At 58.9% G+C, this 24,013-nt stretch carries 26 protein-coding genes; 17 read left to right on the forward strand and 9 right to left on the reverse strand.

Annotated features, from left to right (window positions below):
• Positions 1-199 precede the first annotated feature (199 nt).
• On the forward strand, positions 200-1,417 hold the full coding sequence (locus AC3WMT_RS20120; RefSeq protein ID WP_103305536.1) for a class I SAM-dependent methyltransferase: 1,218 nt from the start codon (positions 200-202) through the stop codon (positions 1,415-1,417).
• Positions 1,418-1,497: 80 nt separating this feature from the next.
• On the opposite strand, the gene AC3WMT_RS20125 is transcribed toward AC3WMT_RS20120, so the two are convergent.
• Entirely contained in the window at positions 1,498-2,403 is a 906-nt protein-coding gene (locus tag AC3WMT_RS20125) for a DMT family transporter (protein WP_103305537.1), read from the reverse strand.
• A gap of 354 nt (positions 2,404-2,757) precedes the next feature.
• On the opposite strand from AC3WMT_RS20125, the gene AC3WMT_RS20130 reads away from it, so the two are divergent.
• Both AC3WMT_RS20130 and AC3WMT_RS20135 read left to right on the forward strand, forming a co-directional pair.
• The gene (locus AC3WMT_RS20130; protein WP_103305538.1) at positions 2,758-3,339 is read left to right on the forward strand and encodes a DJ-1/PfpI family protein; all 582 of its coding nucleotides are present in this window, start codon (positions 2,758-2,760) and stop codon (positions 3,337-3,339) included.
• A 13-nt stretch (positions 3,340-3,352) separates the two neighbouring features.
• The gene (locus AC3WMT_RS20135; RefSeq protein WP_103305539.1) at positions 3,353-3,658 is read left to right on the forward strand and encodes a ribbon-helix-helix domain-containing protein; all 306 of its coding nucleotides are present in this window, start codon (positions 3,353-3,355) and stop codon (positions 3,656-3,658) included.
• 114 nt (positions 3,659-3,772) lie between these two features.
• On the opposite strand, the gene AC3WMT_RS20140 is transcribed toward AC3WMT_RS20135, so the two are convergent.
• From AC3WMT_RS20140 to AC3WMT_RS20150, 3 genes are all read right to left on the reverse strand, one after another.
• Entirely contained in the window at positions 3,773-6,334 is a 2,562-nt protein-coding gene (locus AC3WMT_RS20140; protein ID WP_103305540.1) for a TonB-dependent receptor, read from the reverse strand.
• Positions 6,335-6,455: 121 nt separating this feature from the next.
• Positions 6,456-7,415, reverse strand: a complete 960-nt coding sequence (locus tag AC3WMT_RS20145) for a FecR family protein (RefSeq protein WP_103305541.1) — start codon at positions 7,413-7,415, stop codon at positions 6,456-6,458.
• Complete coding sequence (locus tag AC3WMT_RS20150) at positions 7,412-7,948, reverse strand: RNA polymerase sigma factor (protein ID WP_103305542.1); 537 nt, start codon at positions 7,946-7,948, stop codon at positions 7,412-7,414. The genes AC3WMT_RS20145 and AC3WMT_RS20150 overlap by 4 nt, the downstream gene beginning before the upstream one ends.
• 156 nt (positions 7,949-8,104) lie before the next feature.
• Here AC3WMT_RS20150 and AC3WMT_RS20155 point away from each other — a divergent pair, with 156 nt between their 5' ends.
• Positions 8,105-8,449, forward strand: a complete 345-nt coding sequence (locus tag AC3WMT_RS20155; RefSeq protein ID WP_103305543.1) for a YegP family protein — start codon at positions 8,105-8,107, stop codon at positions 8,447-8,449.
• A 139-nt stretch (positions 8,450-8,588) separates the two neighbouring features.
• Here AC3WMT_RS20155 and AC3WMT_RS20160 read toward each other — a convergent pair whose 3' ends face one another.
• The gene (locus tag AC3WMT_RS20160) at positions 8,589-9,470 is read right to left on the reverse strand and encodes a dihydrodipicolinate synthase family protein (RefSeq protein ID WP_103305544.1); all 882 of its coding nucleotides are present in this window, start codon (positions 9,468-9,470) and stop codon (positions 8,589-8,591) included.
• 24 nt (positions 9,471-9,494) lie between these two features.
• Entirely contained in the window at positions 9,495-10,277 is a 783-nt protein-coding gene (locus AC3WMT_RS20165) for an aldolase (RefSeq protein ID WP_103305545.1), read from the reverse strand.
• A 106-nt stretch (positions 10,278-10,383) separates the two neighbouring features.
• Between AC3WMT_RS20165 and AC3WMT_RS20170 the strand changes: the two genes are divergently transcribed.
• Positions 10,384-10,926 carry a helix-turn-helix domain-containing protein gene (locus AC3WMT_RS20170; protein ID WP_103305546.1) on the forward strand — a complete coding sequence of 181 codons (543 nt, stop codon included), beginning with the start codon at positions 10,384-10,386 and terminating at the stop codon, positions 10,924-10,926.
• Between the two features lie 166 nt (positions 10,927-11,092).
• Here the strand turns inward: AC3WMT_RS20170 and AC3WMT_RS20175 are convergent, their stop codons facing one another.
• On the reverse strand, positions 11,093-12,112 hold the full coding sequence (locus tag AC3WMT_RS20175) for a DUF4917 family protein (RefSeq protein ID WP_103305547.1): 1,020 nt from the start codon (positions 12,110-12,112) through the stop codon (positions 11,093-11,095).
• 154 nt (positions 12,113-12,266) lie between these two features.
• Here AC3WMT_RS20175 and yiaY point away from each other — a divergent pair, with 154 nt between their 5' ends.
• Positions 12,267-13,415, forward strand: coding sequence for an L-threonine dehydrogenase (gene yiaY / locus AC3WMT_RS20180; protein ID WP_103305548.1), 1,149 nt, complete (start codon positions 12,267-12,269; stop codon positions 13,413-13,415).
• Positions 13,416-13,588: 173 nt separating this feature from the next.
• Here the strand turns inward: yiaY and AC3WMT_RS20185 are convergent, their stop codons facing one another.
• A complete protein-coding gene (locus tag AC3WMT_RS20185; protein WP_492577925.1) occupies positions 13,589-14,077 on the reverse strand; it encodes a DMT family transporter in 489 nt (162 codons plus the stop codon).
• Positions 14,078-14,154: 77 nt separating this feature from the next.
• On the opposite strand from AC3WMT_RS20185, the gene AC3WMT_RS20190 reads away from it, so the two are divergent.
• The 8 genes from AC3WMT_RS20190 (at position 14,155) to AC3WMT_RS20225 (ending at position 19,979) form a co-directional block, all read left to right on the forward strand.
• Positions 14,155-15,066, forward strand: coding sequence for a LysR substrate-binding domain-containing protein (locus AC3WMT_RS20190; protein WP_177431438.1), 912 nt, complete (start codon positions 14,155-14,157; stop codon positions 15,064-15,066).
• A gap of 21 nt (positions 15,067-15,087) precedes the next feature.
• The gene (locus AC3WMT_RS20195; protein WP_103305551.1) at positions 15,088-15,822 is read left to right on the forward strand and encodes a PA3715 family protein; all 735 of its coding nucleotides are present in this window, start codon (positions 15,088-15,090) and stop codon (positions 15,820-15,822) included.
• Between the two features lie 37 nt (positions 15,823-15,859).
• Positions 15,860-16,576 (forward strand): PA3715 family protein, encoded by a 717-nt coding sequence (locus AC3WMT_RS20200; protein ID WP_103305552.1) that lies wholly within the window; start codon positions 15,860-15,862, stop codon positions 16,574-16,576.
• A 4-nt stretch (positions 16,577-16,580) separates the two neighbouring features.
• A complete protein-coding gene (gene fos / locus AC3WMT_RS20205; protein WP_103305553.1) occupies positions 16,581-16,997 on the forward strand; it encodes a fosfomycin resistance glutathione transferase in 417 nt (138 codons plus the stop codon).
• A gap of 60 nt (positions 16,998-17,057) precedes the next feature.
• Entirely contained in the window at positions 17,058-17,696 is a 639-nt protein-coding gene (locus AC3WMT_RS20210) for a LysE family translocator (RefSeq protein ID WP_103305554.1), read from the forward strand.
• Between the two features lie 79 nt (positions 17,697-17,775).
• Complete coding sequence (locus tag AC3WMT_RS20215) at positions 17,776-19,125, forward strand: GGDEF domain-containing protein (protein WP_103305555.1); 1,350 nt, start codon at positions 17,776-17,778, stop codon at positions 19,123-19,125.
• Positions 19,126-19,241: 116 nt separating this feature from the next.
• Positions 19,242-19,400 carry a KGG domain-containing protein gene (locus tag AC3WMT_RS20220; protein ID WP_081500477.1) on the forward strand — a complete coding sequence of 53 codons (159 nt, stop codon included), beginning with the start codon at positions 19,242-19,244 and terminating at the stop codon, positions 19,398-19,400.
• 75 nt (positions 19,401-19,475) lie between these two features.
• Positions 19,476-19,979: a DUF4142 domain-containing protein gene (locus AC3WMT_RS20225; RefSeq protein ID WP_103305556.1), complete on the forward strand. Its 504-nt coding sequence runs from the start codon at positions 19,476-19,478 to the stop codon at positions 19,977-19,979.
• Positions 19,980-20,038: 59 nt separating this feature from the next.
• On the opposite strand, the gene AC3WMT_RS20230 is transcribed toward AC3WMT_RS20225, so the two are convergent.
• Positions 20,039-20,449 carry a low affinity iron permease family protein gene (locus AC3WMT_RS20230; protein ID WP_103305557.1) on the reverse strand — a complete coding sequence of 137 codons (411 nt, stop codon included), beginning with the start codon at positions 20,447-20,449 and terminating at the stop codon, positions 20,039-20,041.
• A gap of 208 nt (positions 20,450-20,657) precedes the next feature.
• On the opposite strand from AC3WMT_RS20230, the gene AC3WMT_RS20235 reads away from it, so the two are divergent.
• The 3 genes from AC3WMT_RS20235 to AC3WMT_RS20245 all read left to right on the forward strand — a co-directional run bounded on the left by AC3WMT_RS20235 (position 20,658) and on the right by AC3WMT_RS20245 (position 23,973).
• Positions 20,658-21,743: a type I restriction endonuclease gene (locus AC3WMT_RS20235; protein ID WP_103305558.1), complete on the forward strand. Its 1,086-nt coding sequence runs from the start codon at positions 20,658-20,660 to the stop codon at positions 21,741-21,743.
• 287 nt (positions 21,744-22,030) lie between these two features.
• On the forward strand, positions 22,031-22,804 hold the full coding sequence (gene tam, locus AC3WMT_RS20240) for a trans-aconitate 2-methyltransferase (protein WP_103305559.1): 774 nt from the start codon (positions 22,031-22,033) through the stop codon (positions 22,802-22,804).
• A 167-nt stretch (positions 22,805-22,971) separates the two neighbouring features.
• Entirely contained in the window at positions 22,972-23,973 is a 1,002-nt protein-coding gene (locus AC3WMT_RS20245) for an ATP-grasp domain-containing protein (RefSeq protein ID WP_103305560.1), read from the forward strand.
• Positions 23,974-24,013: the final 40 nt, after the last annotated feature.

Below are 24,013 nucleotides of genomic sequence, written 5' to 3' on the forward strand. Positions count from 1 at the left end.
GGTGATGAGCAATGTGTCTATTAAAAAGTGTCCACCATGTCTCCGAACACCTGTCCACCATGTCTCCGGTACATACAGGGAGAGGGCTAGGGTGAGGGTGCTTCTGACAACCGTTCGGCAAATAAGAGCGTGTCCCCAACCCCCATCCCCCCTAAAATACCGGCCATTCCCGATTTCGCCTGCCCGAGGCCGCTTGTCCATGTCCGTTACCGCCCCTTCCACCAAACCCACGCCAGACCACCACGCCCAGTTCATCGAGCTGCTGCAAACCAGCCTCGAACAGAACGGCTTCATCAAACTGGTGCTGGCCAAATACGTCGGTGAAGAGGCTGATCTGCAGCGGATCATCATCAAACCGGTGACAGTCAAGGCGCAGCCGAATCTGTCGTTCGTCTATCGCTACAAGACCCGCGACATCACCAAGAACCTGCCGCTGAGCGAAGGCGTGGCGACAATTGCCGCGCTGTTGCCGACCTCGTTCAAAAATGCGCACTTGCTGGCCGTGACTGACGAAGCGCAGCTGGAATACAGCAAAAAGGGCAAATCTTCGCTGTTCAAGAGCAAACCTCAGCAATTGCGCGAAGCGCCGTCCGCCGAGCACAACCGTGAGAAAAACCGTTTCCTGGAGTTGAGCCGACCGTTCCTCAAGGATCTGGGCGTGACCAACGCCCAGCATGAGTTGATCCCGGCAATGTCGCGCAAGTGGAAGCAGATCAACAAGTTCATCGAAGTCTTCAGCCATGCCCTGACCTCGTCGCCGCTGGCGCTGGACAAACCGGTGCGGGTGGCGGATTTCGGTTCGGGCAAGGGCTATCTGACGTTCGCCATCCACGATTACCTGCGCAACACCTTGAAGGCCGAGGGCGAAGTCACCGGCGTCGAGCTGCGCGAGGAAATGGTCAACCTGTGCAACGCCGCAGCAGCGAAGCTCGATCATCCGGGGCTGGTGTTCAAGTGCGGTGACGTGCGCAGCGTCGCGCCGAGCGAGCTGGACGTGATGATCGCCCTGCATGCCTGCGACATCGCCACTGATTATGCGATCCACACCGGCATCCGTTCGGGCGCGTCGATCATCATGTGCTCGCCGTGCTGCCACAAGCAGATCCGTCTGCAAATCCAGAGCCCGGCGCTGCTCAAGCCGATGCTGCAATACGGTTTGCACCTTGGTCAGCAGGCGGAAATGGTCACCGACAGTTTGCGTGCATTGTTTCTGGAAGCCTGCGGTTACGAGACCAAGGTTTTCGAGTTCATCTCGCTGGATCACACCAACAAGAACAAGATGATTCTGGCGGTGAAACGCGCCGAATCGGTGGACCCGGCGCAGTTGTTGGTGAAGATCGAAGAGTTGAAGGCCTTCTACAACATCAGCGAGCACTGCCTGGAAACCCTGCTGCGCGCCGACGGTTACCTGGCCTGAGCCAGATCCTGTGGGAGCGACGGTGCGACGACTCGACCTGCTCGCGAAAGCGCACTGACAGTCAGCGATGATTCTGTCTGTTACGGCCCCTTCGCGAGCAGGCTCGCTCCCACATTTGATTTCACCGCGGTCTTGCGGCCGAGCATGACGGTCGCAATCACGCCGCAGGCAAACACCCAGGTGATTGGCTCGACATGCTCGCCAAAGAACAACGCCGAAAAGGCGATGGTGAAGAAGATCTGCAACAGCTGGATCTGACTGACCCGGGCAATGCCGCCCATGGCCAGCCCGGCGTACCAGGCGAAGAATCCCAAAAACTGCGAAAACAACGCCACATAGCCAAACGCCCACCAGGTCTTGGCGGACACCGCCCCTTGATGCTGCAGCGCCAGGTACAACACCGGGCCGATCAACAAGGGCGTCGACAGCACCAGCGCCCAGCAGATCACCTGCCAGCCACCCATCTCCTTGGCCAACCGGCCACCTTCGGCGTAGCCCAGCCCTCCGACGGCAATCGCGCCGAGCATCAACAAGTCACCAGCCTGAATACTGCCGGCGCCGGTGTACAACGCATAACCGAGCACCAACGCACTGCCCAGCGCCGCGCAGGCCCAAAAGGCTTTTGACGGGCGCTCGTGGGATAACCACGCGGCGTAGAGGGCCACGCACAGCGGTTGCAAACCGTTGACCAGCGCTCCGTGGGACGCCGGCAAGGTCTGCATGGCCCACGCCGACAACACCGGAAAACCGAGAATCACCCCGGCGATCACCAGGCTCAGGCCTTTGACTTGTTTCCAGGTCGGCCACTTTTCCCGGCGCCACAACAACAGCAGCGCCGCCGGAACCGCCGCGAACAGCGCCCGACCGAGGCCGTTGAGCAGCGGATGCAGTTCCTGCACGACGATGCGGGTGAAGGGCAGGGTGAGGCTGAAAATCACAACCCCGAGCAGGCCGAGGGCCATGCCGGTGTTTTCGCGCGAGGACATGAGGGGGACCGGAATTGAAGGTGGCTGGGAATGACCTTCATAAAGCCATAAACCGCAGCGTTCGGGCTGCTACAGCTAGGCACAGACTTATCCGTACAGTTCCAGGCCGCCATCGCTGGCAAGCCAGCTCCCACAGGTTCTGAGGCGATCACCAATCTGCTGTTCAACTCGGACACTGTGGGAGCTGGCTCCCACAGGTTTCTGAGGCGATCACCAATTTTCTGTTCAACTCGGTCACTGTGGGAGCTGGCTTGCCAGCGATGAAGTCAACTCGGTAGTAGCCGGTTGTTACCCCGCCTCAGGGATAAGGTCTACCTTGAATACTCCCAAGTATTCTCCAGAGGAGTCCTCCCCATGGCCGCGAAAAAAATCCTGATGCTGGTCGGCGATTACGTCGAAGACTACGAAGTGATGGTGCCGTTCCAGGCCCTGCAAATGGTCGGGCACACCGTCCACGCCGTGTGCCCGGACAAGGCGGCGGGCAAAACCGTACGCACCGCGATTCATGACTTCGAAGGCGATCAGACCTACAGCGAAAAACCCGGACACCTGTTCGCGCTCAACTTCGACTTCGCCAACGTCAGCGAGGCCGATTACGACGCGCTGGTGATCCCCGGCGGTCGTGCGCCGGAATACCTGCGCCTCAACGAAAATGTTCTCGATCTGGTACGCGCCTTCGACAAGGCCGGCAAACCGATTGCCGCAGTCTGCCACGGTGCGCAATTGCTGGCGGCGGCGGGCGTTCTCGAAGGTCGCGAATGCAGCGCCTATCCGGCCTGCGCGCCTGAAGTCCGACTGGCGGGCGGCACGTACATCGACATCCCGGTGACGGACGGCCACGTTCAAGGCAATCTGGCCACCGCCCCGGCATGGCCGGCGCATCCGAACTGGCTGGCCGGTTTCCTTGGCTTGCTCGGCACCAAAATCACCCTGTAACGAGGAAGCGCCGATGTGCGAGCTCTACGTCAAGGCTGACCCGATTCTCTACGAGTCACGCTCGCGCTCGCTGCGCATTTGCGGCGTGGTGACGACGTTGCGCCTGGAGAATCAGTTCTGGGACATCCTCAGCGAAATCGCCGAAGTTGATGGTATGACCACCAATCAGTTGATCGCCAAGCTGTATGAAGAGGTGATGGATTATCGCGGGGAAGTGGTGAACTTTGCGTCGTTCCTGCGGGTGAGCTGTACGCGGTATCTGAGTCAGCGGCGGGTGAGTGCGCCGGAATTGTCGGTGGTGCGGGCAGCGGTGAAATAGCCCGGACCGGGGTGACACTATCGCGAGCAGGCTCACTCCTACAGGGGAACGCATTCCAACTGTAGGAGTGAGCCTGCTCGCGATGGGGCCGGCGCAGTCACCGAAAATTCTGGCTCAGAAGAACCGCGTCACACTCACCTTGGCATTGCGCCCCTGGCTATAAGCCAGGTCGCCGCTAAGCTCCGGGCGGTAGCTTTTGTTGAACAGGTTGTCGATGGTCAGGTTGACCTCGGTGCCCTTGAGGTACGCCTGCTGCGGTTTCCAGTTGGCGAACAGGCCCTGCACGTTGTAGCGGTCGTTGGCGTATTGGTCGTAATACACGTCACCGAGGGTATTCTTGCCACCGCTGTAGCGATCGCTCGGCAAGCGATCGGTCTGGCGCACGAACTCACCCTGCCAGCCCACTTGCGCATCCCAACCCGGAATTTTCACGCCCATGACCGCCACCCATTTGGCCGGCTGAATGTCGCGTGCCCAGACGTTTGGCCCCCACGGGTTGGTGTAGGCACCTTCGTGCTTGCCGGTCATCCACGAGTAGGACAGCGAGCCAAACAGGTAGGTCGAGTCATAGAAGCTTTCGACCTCGAAGCCCTTGATGGTCAGGCTGCCGATATTGCGGTAGTTGCTCATCGGACCCGAGCCTTTGCAGTCCGAATCGATCGTGCCGCCCTTGATCGCCTGATTCTGGCAGCCGACCCCGGTGGCCTTGAAGATCTCGTCGTCGATCTTGTTGCGATACAACGTGGTGCGAATCTGTACGTTGTCGTTGTCGGTGAACACATTGGAGAAGTGGCTGATGTTACCGGCGCGCCAGCCCGTGATGCGTTCCGGGTCGAGGTCGACGCTGGTTGCCGTGCGATTGCCGATGCCCTGGACTTCGTACTGCTCGTCGATCACCGGTGCGCGCCAGGTTTTGCTGTAGTCGACGAAGAACGCAGTATCCGGCGTGACCTTCCAGAACGCCGACAAACGTGGCGACCAACCCGTATAAGTGCGGTCGCTGTAATCGTGGCCCATGGCCGGATTCGGGCTGCTGTAATACGGCGCGTCGTTCGCTTCGCCGCGGTTGCGTACGTGGTCGTAACGCACCGACGGCGTCAGGGTGAAATCGCCCAGGGTGATCGCGTCTTGCAGGTAGAAAGCGTTGGTGTCGACCTTGCCCTTGGGCATGAAATACGGCTGGAAATGGCCAAAGTTGTACTTCGGCACATCATAGGCGGCGCCCGGCATCCACATGTCCGTGTCGCGGCTGTGCTTGCGGATTTGCACACCCGTGGTCACGGCGTGGGCCAGGGCGCCGGTTTCGAACAGGCTGATGTTGCGTAACTCGACGACGCGATCCTGGTAAGCCGTGTCCATTTTGCGACCGCCCGAGGCCGGCTGGAAAAACGCAGTAGCGTCACGCTCGTCGGTCTGGTCAGTGTCGGATTGCGAGTAGCTCAACTTCATGTCGATCAAACGGTTGTCCAGCGGCTGGTACTGGTAGAAACCGGACCAGGTGGTGTCGAGGGTTTCGCGGTTGGCAATCAACCGTTTCAACGCGCCTTCGTAACCGTATTTCTGAATGTTGAACGCGCTCGGCGGGCTCGGGTAAGAGGCAGAGGAAAACGGTGTCCAGCGCTGGCTTTCCGAGTGCGAGTACGACAGGCCGGCGCTGTGCTCATCGGTCAGGTGCAGATTGACCTTGACCAGTTGACCGGCGACATCCTGGGCGCTGTTGGGCAGGCGCTTGGGGTTGAGCGGGTAGTTGTGGTCGCGATCCGGCAGGTTGTCGGCGAGCTTCATATCGTCGCCATCGCGTTTGGTCAGGTACACCAGCGCGTCGGCGCGCCCGTCGTCGGTGCGACCGAACACGGCACCCGTGTAAGTCTGCTGATGGTCGTTGCTGGCGTAGCCATATTTGACCATCGCGCCGCTATTGCGGCCTTCTTGCAGCAAGTCCGGGGCATCTTTGGTTTCCATGTGCACGGTGGCACCGAAGCCGCCGTTGCCGGTGAACAGCGAGTGCGGACCTTTTTCCACCTCGATGCTTTTGATCAGCTCCGGCTCGATGAAAATGGTCCCTTGCTGATAGCGCTCGAAGCCGCTTTTGCTTGCGCCGTCGAGTGTCATCGGTACGTCTTCGGCCTCGCCCAGGCCCCAGACGTTGATCTTCTGGCCTCCGGGTTTCATCGAGCCGCTCATGCTCACGCCCGGCAGTGTCTTCAACAGTGCGGGAATGTTGTTCGGTTGGTGGCGATCAATGTCGGCCTGAGTCAGCGTCGAGCGGCCGACAGTGCTGGAGTCGACTTCGGTGCCGGTACCAATCACGCTGAGCGCATCGAGCTGAATGCTGTCGCTGCTGCTGGTGACGGACTCCACCGGGCGCACCACGTACGTCTGGTTGACCTTGATCAGTCCGAACTGGCTGTGGTCGAGCAACTGGCGAATCGCCGCTTCCGCGCTGTAATCACCGTCGATGGCCGGAGCCTTGAGATTGCGCAATTGCGCCTCGTCGAACAGCAACTGGATCTTCGCCTGCTGGGCGATCTGGCTCAGCGAAGTTGCCATCGATTGTGCCGGCAGGTGCAGGCTGATCGATTCGGCATGGGCTTGCATGCTGAATGCCAGGCAGGCGGCGGCGAGCAGGGTCGGTCGAAGGCAGGTGAGCGGGTACGGCGAAAACACGCGAAACATGGAATCCCCCAAAGCGGCAAAAGGCCAAAAAGGCCTGCGTCAGCAACGCAGACCGGAGGAAGACGCGGCAGACAAAAAAAACCTCACATGCGAATGCAAAATATTCTCATATGAGCTGATGTCAGCGGTTTTCGAGACGGATGCGCCCGTCGGCAAGGGCCACTGTTTTCACCGGGATGAGCGCGGGCAGGGCGTTGATCAGTGCGTCCGGATCCTCGACGTCGAGGTTGCCGGAGACTCTGATATGGCCCAGTTTTGCATTGGCCAGCAGCACCGGTCTGGCGCGATACAGGTTCAGCTCATCCACCAGACTGGCCAGTTCGCGGTTGCGAAACGACAGGTGCCCGGTGCGCCAATCGGCGACCTGGCTGACGGCCAGCGTTTGCTGCTGCACGCTGCCGCTGTCCAGATCGACCGCCGCTTGTTGTTGTGCGCCGAGCAGCAATGACGTGCGCGGGTCCGGTGCGAAAGCGACCTGGCCATGGGCGACGCTGACTACCAGCTGCTTGTCGGTGCGCCGGACATCAAAACCGGTGCCGACCACCCGCACGGTGGCGTCGCCGGTTTGCACCCACATCGGCCGTTCCTTGTCCGGGGCGACGTCGACATAGAACTGGCCGCGTTCGAGAAAGATCCGCCGCTGATGGCTGTCGTAATCGACGCGCAGTTGCGTGTTGGCGTTCACCGACAGCGTGCTGCCATCCGGCAATTCGACGGTGCGCATGCCTTTGGATTGCGCGGCAATCTGCTGCTGGAAAACCCCGTAGGACGTGCCCAACTGCGTGGCGAGCACCGCGCCGACCAACGCCGCGGCAACGGCCAGGGTAGGGCGCCAGAGGCGTTTGGGTTTTTGCAGCTTGAGCGGCGTCGGCCGATTCAGTTGCTGCAATTCGCCAAGATCGGCCCACAGTTCTTCGAACGCCCGATAGGCCTTGGCGTGTTCCGGTTCGCGCAGCCATTGCTCGAATGCCTGTCGGACAGCGCGGCCCTGTTGCTGGCGATTGCGGGTAAACCATGCGGCGGCCTGACCGTCGATGCTGTCGTCCGGCAATTCGCTGTCGACTTCGTGCGGGCGGTTCATTCTGGCTGCTCCATGCCGTTGTCTTGCTCAAGGCGTTGTTTGCAATGCATCAGTGCGAAGGCGATGTGTTTCTCCACCATGCTCAGCGAAATCCCCATGCGCTCGGCAATCTGCGCCTGACTCAAGCCTTCAAAGCGGTGCAGCATAAGGGCCTCGCGCCGACGTGGCGAGAGTTCGGCCAATACTTCCTTGAGATGCTCCAGCCGTTGCTGGCGCTGCGCCGCTGCCATCGGATCGTGCTGCTCGTCGGTGACCGGTTCGATATCGCTGTCGTGATTGGGCTGGACGATGTGCCGCACTTTCTGCCGGCGCCAGTGATCACGCAGCAGATTACGCGCCATCTGGAACAGGAAAGCGCGCGGCTGCTCAACCTTGGCCCGGTCGCGATAGTCGAGCCATTGGGTAAATACGTCCTGGGTCATGTCCGCCGCGTCGCTGGGATTTTCCGTGCGTTTGCGCAGGTAATGCAGGATGTCCCCGTAAAACCGGCGAAATGAATCAGCCGACAGAGGATCGGGCGTGAGGCGGGGCATGGATATCCTTCTCGACGAAGCGGGGGCGCAGAAAGTCGCGGATGATATCGAGAATTATTGTCATTTGTCATGTTGGCGATTCGGCGCTCATCCAGCGGTGGCTAAACCGGCGAAACCGTCTTTACTCTCGAGGGTTCAATCCACAGGAGCAGCAACATGTCCGGATGGTACGAGTTGAGTAAAAGCAGCACCGGCCAGTTCAGGTTCGTGCTGAAAGCGGCGAATGCCGAAACGATTCTGACCAGCGAGCTGTACACCACCCGCGCGGCAGCCGATGGCGGCATTGCCTCGGTGCAGACCAACAGCCCGCTGGATGAACGTTACGAGAAGAAGTCGACCAAGGACGGCCATCCGTACTTCAATCTGAAGGCGGCCAATCACCAGGTCATCGGCAGCAGCGAGTCGTATTCTTCGGACGCCGCTTGCGATAAGGGCATTGCCAGCGTGAAGGCCAACGGACCGACCAAAGTCATCAAGGACAAGACCCTGCCGGTCCTCTGAACTCACTTTCAAATCCAGCATCATTCCTGTGGGAGCTGGCTTGCCAGCGATGAGGCCATATCATTCAGCATTGATGTTGACTGATACGCCGCCATCGCTGGCAAGCCAGCTCCCACAGGTTTTCTGTATTGCCGAAAAATCAGCGCAGGGTTTTGAGGATTGCCTGCAGCTGACCCCGCCCGGTTTCACTCAATGGAAACACCGGCAAGCGCGGATCGCCCACTTCCAGACCGGTCTCACGTAACCCGGCCTTGATCGTCGCCGGCAAACCGCCCTTGAGGATGAAATCCAGCAACGGCAACTGGCGGTAGAACAGTTCGCGCGCCTTGGCCATATCTCCCGCCAGCGACGCCGCGTACAGATCTAGGTTCAGTTGCGGGATCAGGTTCGGCGCCGCCGTGCACCAGCCTTTCGCCCCGGCCGCGAACGCTTCCAGCGCCAGCGGGTTGCAGCCGTTGTAGAACGGCACCTGGCCTTCGCCAAGCAATTGCAGCTTGTGCATGCGCTGGATGTCGCCGGTGCTCTCCTTGACCATGGTGACGTTTTCCACCGCACCGACGATCCGCAGAATCAACTCGACCGACATGTCAGTGCCGCTGGTGGCCGGGTTGTTGTAGAGCATGATCGGCACGCTGATGCTGTCGCCAATGGCACGGTAGTGGGCGAGGATTTCTGCCTCGGTGAGTTTCCAGTAGGACGCCGGCAGCACCATCACCACGTCGGCGCCATGGGCCTCGGCAAAGCGCGCGCGGCGTACGGCTTTGGCGGTGGTCAGGTCAGACACGCTGACGATGGTCGGCACACGTTTGGCCACATGTTTGATGCTGAACTCGGCGACCTGATCCCACTCCGCGTCGCTCAGGTAAGCGCCTTCGCCAGTGCTGCCCAAGGGGGCGATGGCGTGCACGCCGCTGTCGATCAAGCGATCGATTGATTTACCCAGCGCCGGCAGATCCAGCCCTTCGCCGTTGGCGCCGAACGGGGTGATGGTGTAGCCGATGATGCCGTGAATGTTGGACATGGGGATGACTCCGTCAAATGGGTTTCAGTTCAGGCAATCGGCGTGTTGGCGCAGGTTGTGCCGAGCGTAATAGTTGAAAGCGGCGGCGTGGCGTTTCGGTTTCGACACCCAGTCATGCGCCTCGCGGCCCAGCTCAGGAATGATCGGCTTGATCGTTCCGGCCGCCATCGCCAACAGTTGCAGCTTGGCGGCGCGCTCGATCAATTGCGCAATGACACAGGCTTCCTCGATCGTGGTGCCGGTCGACAACTGGCCATGGTGCGACAGCAGGATCGCGCGCTTGTCGCCCAAGGCCCCGGCGATCAGTTCGCCTTCTTCGTTGCCCACCGGCACGCCCGGCCAGCCTTCGAGAAACGCGCAATCGTCGTACAGCGGGCATAGATCCATGTGCGAGATTTCAAGCGGCACTTCCAGCATCGACAGCGCAGCAATGTGCGTCGGGTGGGTGTGGATGATGCAATTGACGTCCGGGCGGGCGCGGTACACCCAGCTGTGGAAACGGTTGGCCGGGTTGGCCATGCCGTGGCCTTCAAGCACTTCCAGATCCTCGTTGACCAGCAGCAGATTGCTCGCCGTTATTTCATCGAAGCCCAGGCCCAGTTGCTGAGTGTAATAGGTGCCCGGTTGCGGGCCACGGGCGGTGATCTGTCCGGCGAGGCCGGAGTCGTGACCGCTTTCGAACAGAATCCGGCAGGTCAGGGCCAGCTTTTGCCGGTCTGTCCACGTATTATCCGCCAGGGTGTTTTGCATCTGGGTCAGCGCTTGCTTGACCAGTTGGTCTTTGGGTAGTGCTAATGTCTTGGCCATGTCTGTGTCCTTTGGGTGATTGCAAATGACACTAAAGAGGCTATATGACACAAAGTGTCATTGGCAAGCACAAATCGTCGCCTCCTCAATGGAATAACCGCTGCGCATGTCTATCCGTTTGAAATTATTGAGAAAAAAACTTGGCGTAACCCTTGAGGCATTGGCCGAAAAATCCGGCATGACCAAGAGTTATCTGTCGAAAGTCGAGCGCGGGCTGAACACCCCGTCGATTGCCGCTGCGCTGAAACTGGCGAAAGCGCTGAACGTGAAAGTCGAGGAACTGTTCTCCGAAGACAACGTCAGCCTCGACAGCTACAGCCTGGTGCGCAGCCACGAGCGGCAGTCACTGGCGGCAAACGATCAGAGCCCGGGTTATGCGGTGCTGGCGCATCAGGTCAGTGAGCGCAACCTGCTGCCGTTCATCATCTACCCACCGAGCGAGTTCACCGACAAGACCTTCAAGGAGCATTTGGGCGAGGAGTTTCTGTTTGTCCACGAAGGGCAGGTGGAAGTGGATTTCATGAACGAGCGGGTGCTGCTGGAACGCGGCGATGCGCTGCACTTCAATGCGCAGAAACCGCATCGGATTCGCTCGGTGGGCGAGGTGCAGGCGCAGTTGCTGGTGGTGGTGCACAGCGCTGAAGAGTGAATGTTCTGTTGGAGTTGGCCAGTATCCGCAGCCTGGATGTCGACGGGTTTATCGCTATCGCTGGCAAGCCAGCTCCCACAGTGTCATGTGTCGAACTTCAAATTCTGATCCAGGCAGAATTCCTGTGGGAGCTGGCTTGCCAGCGATGGCGTCAGAAGCCTTGCCGCTAAACCTCGACGGGCACCGACAGCTTTGGATTCCCTAGCGCATGCGTCTTCGAATCAAAGAAGCGCAACTCAACCCCCATCCCCTCGAACACCTTCGCGTAATGCCGCTTCTGGTGCTGAATGAACGCCGCACTGCGCGGGTAAATCGAGATCGCCACCATCTTCGGTTTCGCCAGACGCAACGCCCGAACGATATGAGCGTCCTGCTCACCCAGTGCATGGCCAAAGATGCACAGACTGTCGCCATGGCCCAATAACTGCTCATAACAGAACGACAGATAATCCGAACTGCGGATGGTCTTGAGCTTGTCCGCGCTCGGCCCTTCAGTGACGAACAGCGGCACGTCATCGAGTGTCTTGATCGTGTTGTTGATCGCGAAACTGCCGAGCAGCGTGCCCTCGGTCGAGGTCAGTTTGCGTGCGGTGCCATCCTGATTGCGCACCAGGTGCAGGCCACCGTGCAGGTACAGCAAGCGCGGTTTGCCGGTGGTGGTTTCGCTCAGGTCGAAACTCGCGTTGGCACCGTTGAACAGGTCGTCGATGGCTTCGCTCTTGTGCTGCAGAGCCCAGTAATTGAGCAGGTCGTAATTGGTCGTGAACACCGTGCGATAACGCGCCAGTTCTTCATTCAGCGTGGTCAGTGTCGAGGTCTGCACCAGGCGCCATGGAATGTGCACGGCGTGCACGGTGTTGATCAGCGCTTCCTTGATCGCGTAGTAGCGATTGCGCGGCGCCGCCGAGCTGACGGCCAGTGCCTTGTTGACCCGGCTGGTGGTTTTCAGTGCGCCGAGGACTTGCTCGAAACTGCGTGTCTGCATTGCATCGAACACCGCCAGTTCCGACGGACTCAGCGGTTTCTCTTCCACCGTGCGGGCGTTTTCGAACAGCGAGTCGTAGCCGAAGTCGTCCCACACCGCGCGGCTGGCACCGTTACCCACCAGCAAACCCTTGTATTCGGTCGCGGCGCGCAGGGTGTTCCAGTCTTCGAGGGTCGCGTCGACATCCAGAAAATCGCTCATTGCTTGGCACATCTCAAAACATAGGGGCTGATGGGCGGCGACTTTATCACGAGCGGGCATTGAGCCAGATCAACATCGGCCGTGACCGATCGGTCGATCCTGTATCCATCCACCGAGTCGGACGGTCGGTTCGGCCCCAGTCAGGAGATACACGATGAGCAGCACCTTTTTCATTCCGGCGGTCAACATCATGGGCAGCGGATGCCTCGACGAAGCCATGATCGCGATCCGCAACCATGGTTTTCGCAAGGCGCTGATCGTTACCGACGCGGGGTTGGCCAAGGCCGGTGTGGCGAGCATGATCGCCGAGAAACTGGCGATGCAGGACATCGATTCGGTGATCTTCGATGGCGCCAAACCGAACCCGAGCGTCGCCAACGTCGAGGCCGGGTTGGGGCTGCTGAGGGAAAGTCGCTGTGATTTCGTGGTGTCGCTGGGCGGCGGTTCGCCTCACGACTGCGCCAAGGGCATTGCCCTGTGTGCGACCAATGGCGGACAGATCCGCGATTACGAAGGCGTCGATCAATCGAGCAAGCCGCAACTGCCGCTGATCGCCATCAACACCACCGCCGGTACCGCCAGCGAGATGACCCGGTTCTGCATCATCACCGACGAATCGCGCCACGTGAAAATGGCCATCGTTGACCGCAACGTCACGCCACTGCTGTCGGTCAATGACCCGGCGTTGATGGTCGCCATGCCGAAAAGCCTGACCGCCGCCACCGGCATGGACGCCCTGACCCACGCCATCGAAGCCTACGTCTCGACCGCCGCCAACCCGATCACCGACGCCTGCGCGTTGAAGGCCATGACCCTGATCAGCAACAACCTGCGTCTGGCCGTGCGCGACGGCAGTGATCTTGCCGCGCGGGAGAACATGGCTTACGCGCAGTTCCTCGCGGGCATGGCGTTCAACAATGCATCGCTGGGTTACGTGCATGCGATGGCGCACCAGTTGGGCGGTTTCTACGACTTGCCTCACGGCGTGTGTAACGCGGTTCTGCTGCCGCACGTGCAGACGTTCAACGCGCTGGTGTGTGCCGATCGCCTCACCGATGTTGCCCACGCGATGGGCGCAGATATTCGTGGCTTCAGCCCGGAAGAGGGCGCGCAAGCGGCGATCAGCGCGATCCGCTGCCTGGCCAGTGACGTCGAGATTCCCGGCGGGCTGCGTGATCTCGGCGCGAAATGCACCGACATCCCGATTCTCGCCGCCAATGCCTTGAAAGATGCCTGCGGTTTCACCAATCCGCGTGCGGCGGATCAGCGGCAGATCGAGGAGATTTTCCGCAACGCGTTTTGAGATCGGCTGCATTCTGAAAGAGTTTGGCTGCTACACCGACGCCATCGCGGGCAAGCCCGCTCCCACAGTTTGCGCGGCGATACATAAATCTGTATTCGCCGCAGAACCCTGTGGGAGCGGGCTTGCCCGCGATGACTGACTTCAAGGCAGCGCAAATCCATCCGCTATTCCCATCATCCAACCGTCACCACATTCCTCTCAAACACCCCGCCAAACTGAATCAACACCACCCCGGCAATCAGCAACACGGCCCCAAACACCCGCGACAATGTCAGCTGCTTCTCGACCAACCCGAACAGCCCAAAGTGATCCAGCACCATTGATGCAATCACCTGCCCAGCCAACGCCAACGCGACAAACCCCGAAGCTCCAAGCCTGGGCAAAAGCATCACCGCCAGCGCCACAAAACACACCCCGAACGCGCCCCCCGCCCACATCCATAACGGTGCCTTGCTGATAAATGCCCACGACGGCAACGGCAAGCGTAGCGCCACAATTACTGGCAACAGCACAAGAACACTCACCAGCAACGACGCCAGCGTCGCCCACAACGGATGCCCCAATCCGCGCGCCAGGTTGCTATTGATGGCGCTCTGAAACGGCACAACCGCCCCGGCAAAAGCGGCCAACGCCAACAAACCGGTCCACTGCAGCGTACTCATGCTCTTCCTCCAACAGGTTTTGCTGGACTCTAGGCTATTCGTCGAGCAGATTTAAATTCCGTTTTGTCATCCAGAACATGCATCAAATGAATGATCTGCGCCGTATCGATCTCAATCTGCTGGTGATCCTCGACGCTTTGCTCAGTGAGCAACATGTCACCCGCGCAGCCGAGCGCCTGCACCTGAGTCAACCGGCGGTCAGCCATGCGTTGGCGCGCTTGCGCGACCTGCTCGGCGACCCGTTGCTGGTTCGCGCCGGTTCCAGTCTGGCGCCCACTGCGCGGGCGTTGGAACTGGTCGCGCCACTGGCCGAAGCGCTGGCCCAAGTGCAATCGTTGCTGGCGCCCAACACCTTCGATCCGGCCAGTGCCCGCCGTACTTTCCGCGTGGCGATGTCCGACTATGGCGCGGCGATTATCCTGCCCGGGCTGATCCGCACCTTGCGCCGCGAAGCGCCGGGCATCGATTTGCAGATCAGCCACGCCAGCCGCGAAGGCATGCTTGAAGGCGTGCTCAACGGCGATATCGACGTCGCCGCCGGGGTGTTCCCGGAAATGCCCAATGAGCTGCGCAGTACGCTGCTGTTCGAAGAGCGCTACGTGTGCCTGCTCGACCGTCAGACATTGCCCGCCGACGGTGTTCTTGATCTGCCGACCTACCTGTCACGCCCGCACGTGTTGCTGGAAATGCGCGGCAGCGGTACGCCGGAAATCGAACGGGCGCTGACCGCTTTGCGCGAACGCCGCCGCGTTGCGATCAGCCTGCCGCACTGGAACGTCGCACCGCAGTTCATCAGCGGCACAGACCTGATTCTTACGGTGTCGTCGCGGGGGCTGCGGGAGATTGATCAGCGCGAATTGATCGTCGTACCGCCGCCGTTCGAGATACCACCGTTCACGTTTGTGTTGGCGTGGCATAAGCGTCGGGGTGGGGATCAGGCGTTGAACTGGTTGAATCGCACGATTGAGGAGGGGATAGTGCGCGGCTGAAAAGTTATCAAGGAGCGGGATGTGACAGTGAAGTCTGGATTGATCCGGTGCGTGGCGCTGGGTGGGTGGCTGCTGGCGGGGCAGGCGTTTGCCGATTGCACGCCGCCAGCGGTGACGGGGCAGTGGGACTTTTCTGTGTGCAAGGATTGGCCTGTCGATCCGCCCCTGACGATCACCGCGGTATCAAAATTTGTAGCGGATCCGGTGTACGCCAAAGGCGAAAAAATCGGTACCTACGATTTGGATTTATCGGTGTTGTCAGCAGACGATTCGACATCGCTCGCCACTTGGCATCAACCCTCTGCGTTTTCCACGGATGCCATCGAAATGCAGAGCGTGGAACTCGACACTGCGCGCTACAAGCTCACACCGACGCTGCGTGCTTTTGGTGTGCGGGCGATTTTCAAAGGCTCTTCAAGCGTCAATCCGTTGAATGAAACCGTACTCTCGCTCTATGTGAAAGAGGGCGGAAAATTGCGTCCGGTGCTGAATCGTCTGGTGGTTTACCGCTTCAGTGGCGAGTGGGATGGCAACTGTGCGGGCGATCGCGGGACTACGGTTCGCACGATTGAGATGGGCAAAACCAGCTCTCACGGATTTGCCGACCTGATCCTCAAATCGGTCACCACCGGGCTCACCGGAGAAGGGCCACCGGACACCTGTGAAATCAAGACTACCCATTACAAGCCCGAACTGACCACGCTGCGCTACGACGGCAAATCTTACGTTTTGCCTAACGATGTTCAAGGCCTGTAACCGGCCTGCCACACTCGACTTTTATCAAGGAAGAACAATGTTCAGCCCAACCAGACTTCTTATTGCTCTCGGTTTTCTGGCCATCACCGCCCAAGCCCAAGGCGCCTGTACCACCAAGGCCTATGACGGCCAATCAATGTCACGTTGCGTCGTCTGGCCGGCCTTCCCGAATCAGGCGATCTCAGTCAAGACCACGTACCTTGCCGACTCCGGCGGCGACGATGCCGGGGTGCTCGATCTGGATCTGGCGATCGTCAATGCCAGCGACGCAAAAACCATCGCCACTTACCGTAAACCAGGCGCGTACAACTCTGATGCCATTCGCTTTGACGATCTGCGCATCGACACCGGCCGCTATCGACTGGCGCCGGACATCCGCGCGTTTGGCCTGCGTTCAATGTTCGGGCACAGTTCCAGCGCGATTCCCTACGAGAAAACCGATCTGGCGCTGTATGTCCGCGAAGGCAATGAGCTGCGCCCGGTACTGGAAGGCTTGGTGGTCTACAAGAACCACGGTGAGTTCATGAGCGGTTGCGCGGGCTACATGAAGAAAACCCGCAGGACGCTCGAAATCGGCACCACCAGTCATCACGGCCTCGCCGATCTGATCATCACCACCAGCGGCAGTAAGATGAAAAACACCCAGTCGGGCGATCAGTGTGTTTCGAAAACCACCGACCTGAAGAAAACCCAGATCACCCTGACTTACGACGGCCAGCAATACGTCGTCCCTGAAGACCTCAGAGGTTACTGATCCGATGCTCACCGGCCTCAACCACCTGACCCTGGCCGTCACTGATCTGAATCGCAGCCTGGCGTTCTATCGCGACGTGCTGCAATTGCGCGTCGACGCGACGTGGGATGCCGGTGCCTATCTATCGCTGCCCGGGTTGTGGTTGTGCCTGTCGCTTGACCCGAAACGTAGCGCCGAGGCGTCCGCCGACTACACCCATTACGCTTTCAGCCTGAATGCGGCGGATTTTCCGCTGTTCGTCGAGACACTAAAAGCGGCCAACGTGCAGGAATGGCGGGATAACCGCAGCGAAGGTGCGTCGTTCTACTTTCTCGATCCCGATGGCCACAAGCTCGAAGCCCACGTCGGTGGACTGGCTTCGCGGCTGGCGGCATGTCGACTGAAACCGTACGCCGGCATGCGTATTTACGACGCGCCGTGATCTGACACATTTCGCTGATATAGACTGGCGGCCACGTGTTCTGGCGCTTGCAGGTATTCCATGACCCCATCGTTACTAATGGCCGTTCTGGCCTCGGGTTTCATTTACGGCATTACGCCGGGGCCGGGTGTGCTGGCGGTATTCGGCATCGGTGCGGCCCACGGGCGACGAGCCGGGGCAGGGTTTCTCTGTGGGCACCTGCTCGGCGACGTGGTCTGGTGCAGCACCGCGTTGATCGCGATTGTCGGTGCACGGGCAATCGGCAGCACTGCGTTCGATGTGCTCGGCGTACTCAGCGGCTTGTACCTGTTCTGGCTGGGCTGGCGCGCGGTGCGTGCGCAACGCCGCAGCGATGACCAGCCGCAAGGCGCGGCGCGCAATCCGTTCTGGCACGGCATCCTGTTCGGCTTGACCAATCCCAAGGCCTATCCGGTGGCGGTGGCGACGTTCACAGCGCTGCTGTCGAGCCGCGCCGAACTGCTCAACTGGTCGATGCTGCCATCGCTGATCGCCCTGAGTTTCCTCGGCGGATTGCTGGCTTACGCTATCCTCATTGGCGTTGTCGGCGCGCAGCGAGTGCGCACGATTTATCAGCGCCATGAACTGCTGATCACCCGGTTGTGCGGCGTGATGTTCATCGGTTTCGCCGTCAATGCGCTGCTACATGCGCTGCCGGGGCTGATGCCGAACAAGGCTTGATTTTGCGTGCAGGGATGCGGGATCGAACGGTCAAGGATGGTTGATCAGTGCTGCATTGCCCGGACACCTGTGCTGAACCATGGAAAGCCGAAATTCCGCGCCGTTGGCGAGTTTTATCGACCTGTTGCTGGACGCCGTTTGCGCGGTGGACAAGCAGGGTCGCTTCGTTTTTGTCAGTGCCGCCTGCGAGCGCATACTCGGCTACACGCCTGAGGAATTGATCGGCCGGCAAATGATCGAGCTGGTGCACCCGGCGGATCGCCAGCGCACGCTCGCTGCCGCCAGCGAGATCATGGGTGGCGAGCCCAAGCTCAATTTCGAGAACCGCTACGTGCGCAAGGACGGCGGCGTCGCTCACATTCTCTGGTCGGCGCGCTGGTCGGAAGTGGATCAATTACGCATCGCCGTGGCCCGCGACATTACCGAACGCAAGCAGGCCGAATCGCGGCAAGCGGCGCTGTATGCGATTTCCGAGGCGGCGCATGTGGCGGAAGATTTGCTGGCGTTGTTCAAACGTATCCACCTGATCATCGGCGAGTGGCTGCCGGCGATGAATTTCTCGGTGGCGCTCTACGACGAACACTGTGCACAGCTGAACTTTCCCTATCACGTTGACGATCACGAATTGCAGCCCGAGCAACCCGGGACGATCACCGGGCGCCTGTGTACGCAAGTGATCCGTAGTGGTCAGCCGATTCTTCTGACGCCGGACAGCGCCGATTCCCCGCCGGATTTTGCTGCATTGGTGGCCGAACAGAATTCACCGTGCTGGCTCGGCGTCCCGCTGAGCTCGAAAAACGGCACCATTGGCGCGTTGATCGTCAAAAGTCTGCCCGGCGGCGAGCGCTACACCGAGCAGGACAAGGAACTGCTGCAATACGTCTGCGCCCAGGTCGCTACCGCCATCGAGCGTCAGCAATTGCACGCGCGACTGCGGCGCATGGCGCAATACGATCAACTGACTCAACTGCCCAATCGTGAGCTGCTCCGTGACCGTCTGAAGGCTGCATTGGCCAGCGCCCGCGAGCACTCCGGGCACATGGCGCTGTTGTATGTCGACCTGGATCGCTTCAAGCAGGTCAACGACACCTTCGGCCATGCGGTAGGCGACATGCTCCTGCAAACCGTGGCCAACCGCCTCAAGGGCTGCGTGCGCGAGACCGATACGGTCGCGCGGATCGGTGGTGATGAGTTCGTCGTGTTGTTGCACAGCGTGCAAGCGGTGGAAGATGCCGACAGCGTCGCGCAAAAAATCCGCCAAGTGCTGGTGCAACCCATGCGCCTGGATGGCCACAACCTGCAGATCGAACCGAGTATCGGTGTCGCCCGCTATCCCGAGCATGGTTGCGAGGAACATCAATTGTTTCGCCATGCCGATCAGGCGATGTATGCCACCAAGCGCCAGAACCATCGCGAGCTCAATGGCTGATGCGGGTTCACCGTTCGTCGCGACGCGGGCAACTTTTCTAAACCTTTGCCAGCCAGAAAATTCTCAATCTAGGCGGGCACCTGCTCGCCACGATCAATATCAAGAGGTAGAGAATCATGCCTAATTCAAGAAACTCGAACTCGGGAAACTTCGCCAACGATCGAACGAAGGCGTCTGAAGCCGGTCGCAAAGGTGGGAAAACCACCACAACGACGGTCGATAAAGAGCCTGCGAAAACAGACATGGGCCGCAAGCCCGCTCAGAAATCGAAGTAGTCGGTGAAGGTTGTTTTGATTGAGAGGCGGGGGCGCAAGCTCCCGCTTGAATTTTGAGAGAAGGAGGGCGCGACCATGAGCCGGATGGCCACCCAAGTACGTCGTTTGAGTTTTGTCACTGTTCTGGGACTGTTCGCCAGCAGCGCTTTTGCCCAGTCGCCAGCCGAATTTATCAACGATGCATCAGCCAAAGGCATGGCTGACATCGAAGCAAGCCGTCTGGCGCATCAGAAGACCGAATCCAAAGAGGTCAAGGACTACACCATCGTCGTCATCAACGACCGCACCACGGCCAATCAGCACTTGGCGAAAATCGCCAAAAAGCTCGACCTGCCCGTCGCACCGCGTGACGAGATGGCCGACAAGGCCAAGGAGATGATCCCTGAAGTAAAAGACGGCGCAACCTTCGACCAGGCCTACGCCGCCAGCCAAGTCAAAGCCACTGAAGAAGCCATTCAGCAGATCCAGCAAGAAGCACAGACCACCGATGTTCCGGAGATCAAGGCTTTCGCTGATGAGACATTGCCTAAACTGCAAAATCATTTGGAGATGGCCAGAGCGCTGCAAGCCAGCCGCTAATCTCAAGTCTTACAAGAATCCTGTGCCGAGGGAGCTTGCTCCCTCGACACAAAGACGATTCAGCAATCATTCAAATCCTGCTTCGGCTTGCTCTTCTCGCCCAAACCTTCAAGGTTGAACACCTCCCCTTCACCCAGCGTACGGTAGTGCTTGCGCAACGCTTCAAGTTGCTTCAAATCCAACGCTTCCAGCCCCAGCATTGCGTTCTGCGCCTCCTTGGTTACCAGCAGCAACTCATCGATCTTCAAGTGCAGAATGTCGGTATCGCGGTTCTGCGTGTTCTGAATCAGGAACACCATCAGGAACGTGATGATCGTCGTCGAGGTATTGATGATCAGTTGCCAGGTGTCGTTGTAATCAAAAATCGGCCCGGTCAATGCCCATAACCCAATCAGGATCAGCGCCCCCATGAAGGTCTTGGGGCTGCCGGCCCACAGGGCGAGCTTCTGGGAAATCTTCGCGAATTTCATGGCCGTGTTCCTTATTGGCGGAGTGCTTGAAATTCAGACACTAATGGCTTCGGGAAAATTCTACCGACGACCGCTTCCTTTTCGATAATCCAAGGAGCACATCGGGAGATCTGAGCGATTTAGGGACTCAGCTTTCATTGTTCTGGTTTGTGGCTAGTATCAAGTGGCGATCAAATTGCCATTAGCTCATTACACGGATAGAAAACTCATGGAATTTTTCGAAAAGTTAGCCAGCCTAGCCGCCAAAGTCCGGTTGCAGAGCGCCGCAATCCAGACGGAAGAAGCAACGAAAAATGCATTCGTCATGCCATTTATCAACACTGTTTTGGGGTACGACGTCTTCGACCCAACCGAGGTGACACCTGAGTTTGTCTGTGATGTAGGTACAAAAAAGGGAGAAAAAATCGACTATGCCATCATGAAAGATGGCGAAGTGCAGATCCTTATTGAGTGCAAAAAAGTTGGTGAGCCGCTACATATCAATCATGCTTCGCAACTGTTCCGCTATTTTCACGTTACTAGCGCACGTATCTCCATTCTTACCAATGGACAGGTCTACAAGTTTTTTACGGATTTGGATGCGCCTAACAAAATGGACGAAAAACCATTTCTGGAACTGGACCTTCTGGATATCGATGAATACTCGGTTCCCGAGTTGGTGAAGTTGACGAAATCGGCTTTCGATGTTGATTCGATCATCAATGCTGCTGGTGAACTGAAGTATGTCAGTCAAATCAAGAAGGTCATTGCGGCACAGGTCAGCAAGCCGGACGATGATTTCGTCAAGGTTTTCGCCTCTCGTGTTTACGACGGCGTAATCACACAAAAAGTACGTGAGCAGTTTCATGAGCTAACGAAAAAAGCCGTGGTGCAATTTTTAAATGACCAAATCAACGATCGGCTTAAATCTGCAATGAGCGGGGCTATTCAACCCTCTTTGGCGTCTCAACCCTCGGCCCCGATGGGTGCTGATCCAACAGACCTTCGTGACGAGACAGGCGAAAAGGTATTAACAACCTTGGAGGAGTTGGAGGGATATCACATCGTCCGTGCGCTTGTCCGGTCGGTGGTCGATGCTAAGCGAATCGTTCAGCGTGATACGCAGAGCTATTTCGGCATCCTGTTGGACGACAACAACCGCAAACCGATCTGTCGCTTGCATTTCAATCGTTCCCAGAAGTACATCGGTATCTTCGATGAGGAAAAAAACGAAACGCGCCATCCGATCAGCTCAGTAGACGATATTTATGAATATTCGGATCAGTTAAAAAAGACAGTTGGATATTACGACTAAAAAAACCGGCCTTATTGGCCGGTTTTTTGTATCGGCTTTTCCTGTGAAGTAGATTCCAACTCCCAAGCAAAATCCCCTTTCACCTCACATTGCTGATTGACAGTATGAACATCAACCGGTAACCGGCGGCGCCGGGTGTCTTTGGTTTGCTGGATCAGCCGAAGTGTGGCGCGACGAATTGGCAATAAGCCATCGAGCTGAAATGCTTTGCAACGAGTGGCTCTGGAACTGCTCGCGTCGCTGCCTGTATCGTGACCAACCGCTGAATGCCCCGACAGGAGAACGCAATGAGTTGGTCCGCCAAACAGTACGTCGCTTTTGAAGATGAACGCACTCGCCCGGCCCGCGATCTGCTGGCGGCCATTCCTGCGACGCAGGCGCAAGCGGTGGTCGATATCGGTTGCGGTCCGGGCAACTCGACGGAGTTGCTGGTGCAGCGTTTTCCCGGAGCGAAGGTCAGCGGACTCGACAGTTCGCCCGACATGATCGACGCCGCCCGCAAGCGCTTGCCGCTGTTGCAGTTCGATGTGGCCGAGATTGATCAATGGTCCGATGCAGGCCCGTTCGATGTGATCTTTGCCAATGCGGTGTTGCAGTGGGTGCCGGACCACGCGACGCTGTTGCCGAAGCTGGCGGGCAAACTGGCGTCAGGCGGGAGTCTGGCGATCCAGATGCCGGACAACCTCAACGAACCCTCCCACCGGCTGATGCGCGAAGTCGCCGCAAACGGCCCGTGGGCCAGCAAACTCGCCGGTGCCGCCGGGCAGCGCACTGACATGGCGAGTGCCAGCGAATACTTCTCGATGTTGCGTGCGCACTGCGCGCGAGTCGATGTGTGGCGCACCACCTATCACCATCAGTTGGCGGGCGGTGCGGCGGGCGTCGTCGAGTGGTTCAAGGGCAGCGGGTTGATTCCGTTTCTGAGCCCTTTGACTGAAAGCGAACGGGCGCAGTATCTGCAGCAGTATCTGACCGAAATCAAAAAGGCTTACCCGGCAATGGCCGATGGCTCGGTGCTGTTGCCGTTCCCGCGCCTGTTTATTGTGGCCACCCGAGAATAAACCCGGGAAGCACTAATGGCGCTCCGAGAGCGCCAGATCCACTGCCGAATGTTCCCCTTGAGTTTGCAGTGGAAGACGGTACTGTCCGCACCCATTGGCGGATGTGAGACGAACGTTCTCAGAAAATGTTTCGGCATTCGGCGTAACGACAAGGGAGGGTAAACATAGTGATCTGGTTTCTAGAAGGGCAGTCCAGTCAGCGCGACATCATTCTCGGCGCGCGCGAGGCGCTGCCGGCCGACGTGAAGATTTATGCGTCGCATCGACGGGATCGCCCGGAAATCACCTCGTTCGCCGACATCAGCTTTGTGGAGCCTGCGGACAATCAGGAACGCATCGATTGGGTCATTGCGACCGCTCAGGCTCACAACATCAAAGTCATCCTGGCGGGCCGCGTTGGCAGCGTCTTCGAACAGGCTCGGCAGCGCTTCGAGGAGGCCGGCCTGGTACTGGTTACCGGCGCACTCTCTTTGGATACGTTTGATCGGGTCGATAACAAGAGCCGATTCACCGCTGAGGCAGAGCGAGCGGGGCTGGCCTGCGTGCCGGCGATCACCGCCGCCAATGCCGAAGAGATGCTCGCCGCTTATCAGACGCTGAGTGCATCGGGCGAAGTGTGCGTCAAACCGGCCGTGGGTATTTATGGCCAGGGGTTCTGGCGTTTCAAGGCAGGTGCCGACCCTTTCCGCTGTTTCGCCAACCCCGACGAGCGTGAGGTCAACTTCGACCTTTATATGCATGCCTATCGCTCGGCCGATACGCCGCCGCCACCGATGCTCGTGATGCCCTATATGGCGGGAAGCGAATGTTCGGTGGATATGGTCTGTGAAGCCGGTCGTCCGATTGCGTTTGTTGGCCGTCGCAAGACCGGTCTGTATCAGTTGCTCGAGCGTGAAGGTGCCGCTGTAGAACTCGCGCTCAAGGCAGCCGGACACTTTCAATGCGATGGCATCGTCAATGTCCAGACCCGTGACGATGCAGACGGTAAACCGCATTTGCTGGAAATTAACGCTCGTTACTCCGGGGGCATCGGTTACGCCCGGGAAGCGGGTTTGAACCTGCCCGGCATCTTTGCCACTCGTCGGCTGGGTTTGCCTGAGCCAGCGGGCGTTTGGCGGCCGAACGTGCGTGTAAAAGGGGTGACCGTGGCTGCACTAGCATCATCCTGATGTTAAATAGACATATGGAATCTGTTACCATTTGCGCGTT

Source organism: Pseudomonas sp. FW305-7 (assembly GCF_058786735.1).